Origin of the sequence: Gordonia sp. i37, from assembly GCF_002043085.1 — a bacterium.
Classification (GTDB): domain Bacteria; phylum Actinomycetota; class Actinomycetes; order Mycobacteriales; family Mycobacteriaceae; genus Gordonia; species Gordonia polyisoprenivorans.
Genome location: NZ_MVPX01000249.1, coordinates 1 through 10,845 on the forward strand (window position 1 = coordinate 1; position 10,845 = coordinate 10,845).

A 10,845-nucleotide genomic window follows, 5' to 3' on the forward strand; every position below is an offset into this window, starting at 1 on the left:
TGTACATGGCCACCATCGCCGACTGGATGATCGAGGACGTCGTCGACGACTTCTTTCCGACGATCTCCCGGTACGCCCTGCCGGGCACGCCACCTTCGGGCATCGACCTCGAACTCGACGTGTCGGCGTGGGTCAAGCAGAAGGCCGCGGCGGTCGCCTCACATCGCTCGGAAGTGGAACGCAGCCAGATGATCTCGAGTCTGATGAATCTGCCGCGCGAACGGCGTGACCGCCTCTTCGGCACCGAATGCTACATCCGCCGCGACCTCGTGCGCGGCGGCGTCGACCTGTGAGAAGTGTACTGCCACCCCGTCGTCCGCGCCGTCACTGACCTGCCGGCTCCGCAATCATCGACCCGCCGGCTCCGCCGGGGAGGAGCGCAGTCCGCTCGCGCGGTGCACGCGACGATCGACCGCCGCCCGTAACGTCTCCGGGGTTCCGACGATCCGAACCCGCGACTTGGCGCGGGTGATGGCGGTATAGAGCAGTTCGCGGGTGAGCAGCGGCGAATCCGGCGGTGGCAGAACGACGGTCACCGCATCAAATTGGCTGCCCTGACTGCGGTGGATGGTCATCGCGTAGGCCCACATCGTCTCGGCCAGCCGCGCCGGCGGGACGAACATCGGAGCGCTGAACTCGCTGCGCCGGAAGGCAACGGTCAGCGACGGATCGCCGGCCTCGGCGATCACCACACCGCAGTCCCCGTTGAACACCCGGTTCTGCCGATCGTTGGCGGTCACCAGGATCGGCATCCCGGGCTGTGGCGCCGCGAGGTCGGGCGTCACAGGCGGGTGGCCGGGGATCTCACCGCACCACTCGACGATCTGACGCGTCCACCCCTGCACACCCCACCGGCCCGCACGGTGGGCACACAACACGCGGTGTGAATCGAGCACCTGCAACGCGGTCGGCGCATCGCCGGCGCGGGCTGCCGACCACAGATCGGTGACCCAGGCGACGACGTCGCGGTGGATCGCGGGATCGTCGGGCTCGACGAGCACGATGTCGGCCAGCTCGCCGGAGCCGATGAGCTCGAGCACGCGATCGCCGTCACCGTCATTGACCGCTGCGGCGACCGTGGCGATGCCGTCGCGGTTGCGGAAGTTGCGGGTCAGTTCGACGATGCCATCGGCCAAACGCGGACGTTCGGATGCGGTGATCCGCGAGTCGTCCGCCAGGGCCATGATCTCGGCATCGAGTGCGGTCCCACTGTCGTGATCTGCGCCGCTGGAGTGTGTTGCGCCGCTGGAGTCTGTTGCGCCGCTGGGTGGCCGCTCGACGAGGTCGGCGAGCACCGCACCGGCCTCCACCGACGCGAGCTGATGGGGATCACCCACCAGGATCAGGCGCGCATCCGGACGCACCGCCTCGAGGAGGTGACTCATCGCGGTCACCGACAGCATGGAGGTCTCGTCGACGACCACCACGTCGTGCGGCAAGCGGTTACCCGGTCCATAGCGCGGCCGCGAACCGGGTCGCCAGCCCAACAGTCCGTGAACGGTCACCGCGTGTACCGGTGGGCCGCTTGCCGAGTCGCCCGTGACCGACGAGTCCGGGCCGAGCCCGCGGCTCATCCCGTCGAGTGAGGCCTGCAGCTGGGCGACCGCGCGGCCCGTGGGTGCGCACACCGCGATGTGCAGTCGTGCCGGGGCGAGCCGATCGAGCACGGCGAGGATGCGCGCAACGGTGTAGGTCTTGCCGGTACCCGGACCTCCGGTGAGCACCGAGGTCCACCGCGAGGCGGCGACGGCGGCGGCCAGCCGCTGTCGAGGTGCAAGGCCGGCGCCCTCGCCGAAGACCTCGTCGAGGGCACCGGTGACCCGCTCGGCCGAGACCTCGGGCACCGACGCGGCTCGTTCGGCGAGGACGGTGCGGATCACCTGCTCCTGCTGAAAGTACTTGCGCAGGTATATCAATGGCCCGTCGACGGTGTCGGCGACGACCAGCGGCCGCAGGGGGCCGCCATTGGCACCGACGACCAGCGGACTCGAGCGCAACCCGCCGACGAGTTCGTCGGCGGACGGCAGTGCCGGCATCAGCGCTCGGCCGTCCGCCCCGACGGCACCGCCCACCCCGACTGCACCTCCCACTCCGATGGCCCTGCGCTCCGGCGCGGAGTCGTGTTCTGCGCCCGCGGCGATGTCGGCCAGGTCGCGGACCGCCAGGCAGGTCGAGCCCAGGCGCACCGCGCGCACGGCCAGCGCTGCGGCGAACTCGGCGATCTCGGACACCGGTTCACCGCACATGCGTACCAGTCGGGTCGCGACGTGCACGTCGGCGGCGTCGAGGATGCCGACGGCGTTGGCCTCACCGAGCAGCCCGCGGGCCCCGTGCACCCGCCTGCCGTCATCGGTGTGGGCACCGGGGCCGGCGGGATCGTCGACCGGGACGACGGTGTCCGGTGGTGTGGGCGGCGTCATCGTGGCGCTCCCGCCAACAGATCCGAGAGCGTCGTGATCAGCTCTGCGGGTACCGACCACTCGAACACACCGCACCCCGCTGGGGTCGACGGCCCGGCCATCCCGCGGACGAAGTGGTACTGCACCGGCCCGAGATGCGCCGCGGCTGCGTACCCGGGCAGCCGCCAGCGCAGATAGCGATGCAGCGCAACCGAATACAGCAGCGCCTGCAACGGATAATGGGATCGGATCATCTCCGCGGCCATCGCCTCGGCCGAGAAGTCCTCGACCATCAGCGCCCCCGGGCGCAGTCGATTGGTCTTGTAGTCCACCACGACGAAGCGTCCGTCGGGAATCCGCAGCACCGAATCGATGCTGCCGGTGAGGAATCCACGCAGACGCTGGGCGGGCAGCGACGCCAGGATCGGCACATACGGTCGCAGCAGATCGTGCGATGGCAGCAGGTCGCTCATCAGTTCGGCGATGGCGGCCAGTGGTGCGCCCGCGCCGGCGGGATCACTGCCGGTCACCTCGGGCGGACCCAACGGCATCTCGAAGTCCAGCTCGGCCAACCGATCTCGCGGTCCGACGCTCCAGAGGTCACCGAATCCGAGTGGCGTGGTGAGTACCTTGTCGAGGGCGGAGGTCAACGCGTCGACATCCACCGGCATCCCATAGCGAGATGCCGATCGCTCGCACAGTTCGCGCACATGAGCTCGCCGATCGGGCGCGGAGGTGTCGACATACTCGAGGGTTTCGTGCACAAGGGTGCCGAAGGTCGCACCGAACGGCATGCCGTTCATCGGTGACGGCGTTCCGGCCCGCTCGTCGGCGTCGGCGATCGGCAGTGCCTCCTCGACAGCCTCGACGGGCTCGTCGTCCACGGACTGCGCCTCGGGTTCGGGTTCGCTGCCGCTGTCGCTGTCGCCAGAACCGAATGACGCGTGTCCGGCGGCGGCGATGATCGCCGAATACGACGTACGCCGCCACCCGCTGTCGATCCGACCGCCGAACACCGCCGCGGAGAGCTCGTTCGGTGACCGCTTGGCGGTGTCGGACACCCACCGCCCGGGGTCGAGGCCGCCGGCGGATTCGACACTGATGGTGTCGGTACCCGCACCGAGTTGGACGAGCCGGGCCTCGCATTCGTCGGGATCGGGCACCCGCACCGACTCGGCGACGGTCGTTCCCGGCTCCATGTAGCCGGGCGGGTGTCCGAAGATCAGGCGATGCAGCGCCGAGTCGCTGGTGCCGCGCGACGGCGCCCACCAGGCAACCACCTGCGACCCGGCGCGGGTCAGCGCCACATACAGCTTGCGCAGGTCCTCCCCCGCATCCTCGGAGATGCTGCGGCGCAGGCGTTCCGGACGCCCGGTGGTGTCCAGACCGCCGACGTCGAGGTGCCGGTCACCGTTGTCGTCGTGGTAACGGAAGGTCTTCGGCGACGAGTTGCGGGCACCGTCCCAGCCGAACGGCACGTAGACGATCGGAAATTGCAGCCCCTTACTGGCGTGCACCGTCATGATCTGCACGACCTGGGTATCGCGGTCGAGTCGCCGGGTCTGCTCCTCCGAACGCCGCCACAGCGATTCGTCGGCGATGCGGTCGGCCAACCACTCCACCAGACTCGAGAGCCCGCAATCCTCCTCCACCACATGGCGATTGCACACCGTCGACACCTGCAGCAGATCGGTGAGCATCCGTTCGCCGTCGGCGCCGGCGAGCACACGACCGGCCACGCCGTGGTCGGCGAGTATCCGCTGCGCCATCGCGGCGAATCCGCCGTCGTCGAAAGTCCGTGCCAGATCCGCCAACCCGGCCGCCAGCTCGGTCAGCTCGGCGTCGCCGGCACCGGCCAGCCGCTCGGGGTCCCAGCCGATGAGCGGTGTCAGCGCAGCCAGCGCCACCCGGTCGTTTCGTGCGGGCGACTCGATCGCCCGCAGCACCCACAACCAGTGCCGGGCACTCATGGTCGCGAACACGCTCGTACCGGTCCCCACCACCGACCCGATACCGTGGCCGCCCAACGCGTTCTGCAACGGCTCGATGGTGCGGTTGGCCGACACCAGTATCGCGATGTCACCCGGGTGCACCTCACGGACTCCGGAGTCGGTGGTGAGCTGGGTGCCCGACGCGAGCAGCGACGCGACATCGGCGGCGACGTCGGCGATGACCGCCGCGCGGACGTCGTTGACCGAGGCGAATGCGCTGTTGCGCATGAGGACCGGGAAATCGTCGTGGCGAAACCAGCGCACGCGCAGCGACGGCACCGGTTTCTGAGCGTCTGGCGTTCGGGTAGCTGGGCCCGTCTCCGACGAGGTGAGCCGGGTGCCCGGGCGGCGGGCATTCACCTGGTGCACCGTGATCTGGTCGTTGCCGAGATTGGCGCCGCCGTAGATCCGGAACAGCGCCTCGACGAGGTTCTCGTCGGAACGCCAATTGGTGTCGAGGGCCAGGCGCTGCCCCGCCACCCGCACCGCGTCGAGGTAACTGAGGATCTCCGCTCCGCGGAAGGCATAGATGGACTGTTTGGGGTCGCCGACGAGCACCAGACGCCGCTGACCGTGAAAGCACCGGCGCAGGATCTCCCATTGGAGCGGGTCGGTGTCCTGGAACTCGTCGACGAGGATCAGCTCGAACGTGTCGCGGATACGCGCGCACGCGTCGGCGCCGATGTTCTCGTCGATCACGATGCGGTACAAGATCATCTGCAGATCGTCGTAGGTCCGCAACCGGGACTCGCGCTTGCGGCGCTCGACGATCTCGCGTACGCGATGGCAGAAGTTGACGCGACGGGTCGCGGCACGGTCGGCCCGCGGTGCGCCCTCGGCGTCGGCGACACCGGCCGGGACGAGGTCGACCGCCGGATTGCGCACGGCCTCCTTGGCGATGGTCACCGCATCGTCGAAGGTGAACACCGGATCGTCGGGGTCGCGGCCGAAACCGCGCAGATACAGATCCAGGGCAGTCTCCTCGACGAGATCGTCGACGTCCTCCACGATCTCGTAGACCAATTCGCGTTCACCGAGGAACCCGAGCGCCTCGAGCATGCGGTTGCAGAAGGTGTGGGTGGTGGCGATGGTCGACGCGTCGAAGTCCGACAGGGCGCGCGCGAGTCGATCCCGGCGCAACGCGATCGTCTCGGCGTCACCGGTGAGCATCAGCGAAAGCAGTTCGTCCGGTTCGGCGTCGGGCGTCTGCGCGGAAGCGGCACCGGGGTCGGGCTCGTCGGCTCGGGCGTCGATCGCGGTGAGCAGACCGGTGAGGCGTTCGCGCATCCGTTCGCGGAGTTCGGCGGTCGCCGATCGGCTGAAGGTGACCAGCAGCAGCTTGTCGATCGGCAGGCCCTCGGCGATGTGCCGGGCCGCGATGCCGACGATCGCGTAGGTCTTCCCGGTTCCCGCACTGGCCTCGAGCACGGTGGTGTGCTCGGCGAGGGGCTCGTCGAGCCGGAAGGGACGCGGGGCGTCGAGCCGGCCGTGGGCGACACCTGCTGCGGGGAAGGTCATCTGATCACCTCGTGTTCGACGACGGGGCCCCACAGCCGGCGGGCGAGCGTGGTGAAGACCGGCTCACCCGACACCAGGCCGATCTGTGCCCAGGGTGCGGTGTCGGCGGCGCAGACCGAGGTCAACGTGTCGAAGTCGACGGACGCGGTGACATCGGCGCCGTACACCAACCGCAGATAGGGGTCGGTATGCGCGCCGAACGTGCCGGCGAACGAGGTGGCCGCGGCGTTCAGCGCGATCATCTCCGAGCTCCCGCTCGCGCGTTTGATGCCATAGGCGGCACCGGGATCCAGCGGTAGTGGCAACACGGTCTGCAGACCGAGCCGACGGATCGCGACGAGCTCGGCGAGCAAAGCGAGCGGATCGTCGGGGCCGGCCAGGCGGACCACGGAGATCCCCGGCGCCTTTCGATCGGCGCGGCCGATCATCGTCGTCGAGTCGATCACCGGACCGCCGACCGCGCCGCAGCGTTGCGCCGCGGCGAGCGCGACAAGCCGAATCCAGGCCGAAAGTCGGTGTTTGGCGCGCACTTTCGAGTAGGTCGCGGCGACGATACCGGTGCCGAAGACGTCGCCGACGCTCCCGTGCACCCGGGTACCGTCCGGGAGGTCGAGCACGAAATCACGGGTCGCCGCATCTCCGTGCCGCAGACCGACCGCCGCGTCGTACACCGCACCGACCTGCCGTGAGATGCGGACCAGTTCGCGTCGCCCGAATTCGGCCGGCGGCAGGGTGCCACGGCGCACCTCGGCCATCTGGCAGTCCCGGAGATCGGCGCCGGCGAGCATACGGGCCAACAGCCGATCACCGATCGCCCACTCCTCGAGACCGGCGACCCTGACCTCGAGGCGGTCGGAATCGTCGTGCTCCTCATCAGGAATCCGGGCACCGAGACGCTGTCGCACGAAACCCTCGATGGGATTGGCGAAAAATGAGACGAGCGAGGTCAATTCGACGTCGGAATCGGCGTCGGGGGCAGGGATCCCGAGGTGGGCACCGGCGATCGGCCGCACCGGCTGTTTCGAGCCCCGCAGGGCACGGGCACCGGCGAGCAGTCCCCGATCGAAACTGAACGGACCCTGCACACCACCGACGCCACCGGGCTCGAAGTTGCGGGCATCGAAGCCGTGCAGGGTGTGCCGGCGGATCACCTCGGCAGCCCGGATACCGCAGAGGGTGGCAACCGTGTCGGCGAGTTCGCTGACAACCACCGCAGGCGGCACCCGACTGCCCGAGACCGGGTCGGCGCCGGTGTAGAAGACCAGGAAGTGTTCCTGCGCGGCGGTCAGCGCGTCGAGGAACAACTGGCGATCCTCGGCGCGGGGGTTGCGTTCACCGACCAGCGGAACCCGACCCAGGATGTCGTCGCCGTCGACGCGCAACGCCCTCGGGAAGGCCTCGGCGTCGACGCCGAGCAGCACGATGACCCGGTGCGGTACCGAGCGCATCGGCACCAGCGTGCACACCGTCAATTCACCCGTGCGGAAGTTGGCCCGTGTCGGGCGCCCGGCGATCATCATCGCGACGAGATCGCGCACATCGGAGAGCCGCAGCAGACGCTCACCTTTCGGCGGGTCCTCGGTATCACATGCGAGTGCCTCGGTGATGGATCGGTGCGCCTGCGCCGTCTGCCATTCGTCGCCGGGCGCGGTCTCGGTCAACTCGTCGACGACCGCGATCAGACTCTCGGCCCAGTCCGCCGCCGACGCGGACCCCGACAGGCGCACCACGAGCGCGCCCAGGCGGTCGACGAATTCCATCAGCCGTCCCGCCAGGTCGATCTGGGTGCTCTCCACACCCTCCAGCGGCAGTGCGGCACCCAGCCATTCACCGTCGTCCTCCTCGGCGACGACGCCGAGCGCCACCCGGTCGAGCCCGGCGGAGAAGGTCCCCTGACCGAAACCCGAGAGGCCGAACCGCTTTCGTTGCGTCTCATCGATTCCCCACCGGATTCCGCTGCGCGAGAGCCATTCCCGCACCCAATCCAGATCGTCGTCGGACATCGCGAAGCGACGGCTCACCGGTTCGCGCGTCAACAGGTCGGTGACCTGGCCCGCGGTGATCCGGCCGACGGCCAGTTCGACGACGGTGGCCACCACGTCGAGGACCGGATTGAGTTGGCGCAGACCGCGATCGGCGAGGCGGACGCGCAACGCGGCGGCCGGGTGGTCGAGTCCACTCTGGCCGAAGGCGCCGCGGATCAACGGCGCGAACGTCTCGACGTCCGGGCACATCACGATCACGTCGCGCGGTTGCAGGGTCGGGTCGGCGTCGAACAGATGCAGCAGCCGGTCCCGCAGGGCCTCGACCTGCCGTTCGGGACCATGGCAGGCGTGGATCTCGATCGAGTCGTCCGCGGCACATGTGCCACGGTCCGCGCGGGGATCGGAATCGTCGCGGATGCCGGCCTGCACGGTCTGCAGCACCGTCGCCGGGGGGTGGTCGCCCGCCCGATGATGCACCTCGGTGTCGAGGTGCCCGGCGATGGACAGCTGTAATTCCTGCACATCGTGGGACAGCCCGGCCAGCAACGGATTTCGCAAGGACGGTGGACGCCACGACGCGCGCCGGGCATCAGCGGGTGCCGCCGTCGTGGCCACCGCACGCCACAGCGCGGGACCGGGGTGCGGCACGAACAGGTGCACATCGCGGTGGGCACCGAGCGCCGAGGCCCCCTGCCGGAACGTCTCGGTGATGCGGGTCGGCCCGAACACCGACACCCGCGGCGGGAGGTCCACGGCGCCGGGGTCGGCGCGCACGGCCTCGCACAGTGCATCGAGCCGCTCCACCGGATGTGCGGCCCCGACGCGTTCGCGGACGGCGCGCCAGAACCTGGGTTGCCACGCCATGTCGTCGGGCAGAGCCGCGCCGGCGCCGTTACTCTGCCCACCGGCCGCCCAGTCGGCGAGCATGCCGGGCCGCTGGCGGGCGTAGCGCTCGAAGAGGTCGGCGATGTGGCGCGCAGTGGCGTACCGGCGACCGAGTCGGGCCCCGTCCGGGCCGTCCCCTTCGGTGGTGTTCGTGCCGGCGCCGGCGGCCGTTGCAGTGGATGCGGACCCGATGTGCCGGGCCAGCATCGCCATCTGCGGGTCGTCGACGAGGTCGTCGAGAACGGCGAGTACCGGCCAAACCAGCGCATCGGCGCGCCAGGCCGTCGCGGTCTGCGCGTCGGTGTCGAGGGCGTCGATCACGGCGTCGGTCAGCTCGCCCGGTGAGCAGAAGCCGATGTTGGCGGCGATTCCGTCACCGAGCTCGGGCGACGATCCCAACCGGACCGCCAGACGCTGCGACAACCACCGCTCGATTCCTCGCGCGGGCACGGCCACGATCTCGCTCGCCATCGGGTCGGGCAGACCGGTGGCCAGGACGTCGGCGAGCGCGTCGGCCAGGACGTCGGTGCGCTCGGCGCGGTGTAGTCGCAGCATGTCGCCTCGCTCCGGTCAGTCCCTCGGCCGCAGCTCCGGGAGTTGCGCCCGGTGGGACTCGAGGATCTGCCGGGCCGACGGCGGGATCGGGGTCGGCCGACCGGTCGCCGGGTCGATGACGACCATGGTGGTACGGGCGAGGGCACACAGGGTGCCGTCGGCGGCCGACAGCGTGGCGCCGATCGTGTAGGAACTCGTGCCCAGGCGCGTGATCGCCAACCGCATGACGACGGGATCGAGGGTGTAGTCCAGCGTTGCCCGGAACTCCACGTCCTGACGCACCACCAGGATCGGAAGTCGTTCGGCCCCACCCGGGAACCATCGGGAAAACGCGCGCACCCGGCCTTCCTCGAACAGCCGCGCAAATTGAACGTTGTTGATGTGGGCGTTGATATCCATGTCGCCCCAACGCAATTGGAGCTCGACCTCCGCGGGCGCGTGCGGCGGCGGCACCTCGGCGTCGGGTGTCGGTGTCGTCGGCTGGGTGTCGGGGTCCACGAGGGGGAGCCTAGCGCCACGCACCGACGGTCACGCGCGGCGACCCGCGCCGGGACACGCCCACAAATGGCGGCATGTGTCCGGCGTAGTCCGTACACTCATCTCCCGAGTGGGCCGAGCCGGACGTTGCAGGAGTATCCCGGCGCATGCGGACATGAGGGGCATTGGGGGCCGGGTGATCGTGCAGACGTCGCGGATGTTGTTGCGGCCGGTCGAACGCTGCGACGTCGACGATCTCGTGCGCCTCGACAGCGATCCGCACGTGATGCACTTCGTCAGCGGCGGCATCGCCACACCCCGCAGTCTCGTCGAGGAGTGGGTCGTGCCCCGCGCGCAGACCGAATTACGCACCGGCCGCGGCGGCCTGTGGACGGTGATCGATCGGCGTTACGGGGTGTTCCTCGGCTGGGTGTCGTTACGGGCGCCGCGGCACTCCAGCCGCCCAGAGCTGGAACTGACCTATCGGTTGCGGCGCGAGTACTGGGGCCGGGGCTTGGCCACCGAGGCCGCGCGGATCGTCACCGACCTCGCGTTCACCGACCTCGACGCGCAGCGGGTGTTCGCCAGCGCCACCTCCACGCACGCGGCCTCGCGTCGTGTCATGGAGAAGCTGGGCATGCGGATCTGCGGCATTCACGTCGGCGACGAGAACGCGCCGGGCGGATTCGGCGAGGTCGAATACGACCTGCTCCGTGAGGACTGGCAACGACGTCACGAGGGTTGGGGCGCCTCGACCGATCTGACCGCCTGATTCGGCGTTCACCGCGACGAGGACCATAATGTCCTGACATGGATGCCTCACCGCGACCGATCGGGCGGCGAGGACTACCGTGAAGAGGCGTGCGGCGTGACCGCGTCCGCACCCAGACCGTATCCACGGCCCGACACAATCGAGCATGCATGCCCACCAGCGGGTATGTCGACCACGATCGATGAGGAGACGTTCTTCCGATGAGCAGCCCCACCCCGACTTCGGCACGCCCTCACGTCGTCATCATCGGCTCCGGCTTTTTT

General features: G+C 69.5%; 5 protein-coding genes and 1 pseudogene. 2 read left to right on the forward strand and 4 right to left on the reverse strand.

Going from position 1 to position 10,845, the window contains the following annotated elements:
- Positions 1–293, forward strand: a pseudogene (locus tag B1964_RS11560) (GlcNAc-PI de-N-acetylase); the annotation flags it as partial.
- 54 nt (positions 294–347) lie between these two features.
- Here the strand turns inward: B1964_RS11560 and recD are convergent.
- From recD to B1964_RS11580, 4 genes are read right to left on the reverse strand one after another with little or no spacing between them, the layout of a single operon-like run.
- Positions 348–2,420 (reverse strand): exodeoxyribonuclease V subunit alpha, encoded by a 2,073-nt coding sequence (recD, locus tag B1964_RS11565; protein WP_079929838.1) that lies wholly within the window; start codon positions 2,418–2,420, stop codon positions 348–350.
- Positions 2,417–5,908 (reverse strand): UvrD-helicase domain-containing protein, encoded by a 3,492-nt coding sequence (locus B1964_RS11570; protein ID WP_079929839.1) that lies wholly within the window; start codon positions 5,906–5,908, stop codon positions 2,417–2,419. The genes recD and B1964_RS11570 overlap by 4 nt, the downstream gene beginning before the upstream one ends.
- Complete coding sequence (recC, locus tag B1964_RS11575) at positions 5,905–9,333, reverse strand: exodeoxyribonuclease V subunit gamma (RefSeq protein ID WP_079929840.1); 3,429 nt, start codon at positions 9,331–9,333, stop codon at positions 5,905–5,907. Before recC ends, B1964_RS11570 begins: the two co-directional genes overlap by 4 nt.
- 15 nt (positions 9,334–9,348) lie before the next feature.
- The gene (locus B1964_RS11580) at positions 9,349–9,831 is read right to left on the reverse strand and encodes a thioesterase family protein (protein WP_014362199.1); all 483 of its coding nucleotides are present in this window, start codon (positions 9,829–9,831) and stop codon (positions 9,349–9,351) included.
- A 175-nt stretch (positions 9,832–10,006) separates the two neighbouring features.
- Between B1964_RS11580 and B1964_RS11585 the strand changes: the two genes are divergently transcribed.
- Positions 10,007–10,582, forward strand: coding sequence for a GNAT family N-acetyltransferase (locus B1964_RS11585; protein WP_014362198.1), 576 nt, complete (start codon positions 10,007–10,009; stop codon positions 10,580–10,582).
- Positions 10,583–10,845: the final 263 nt, after the last annotated feature.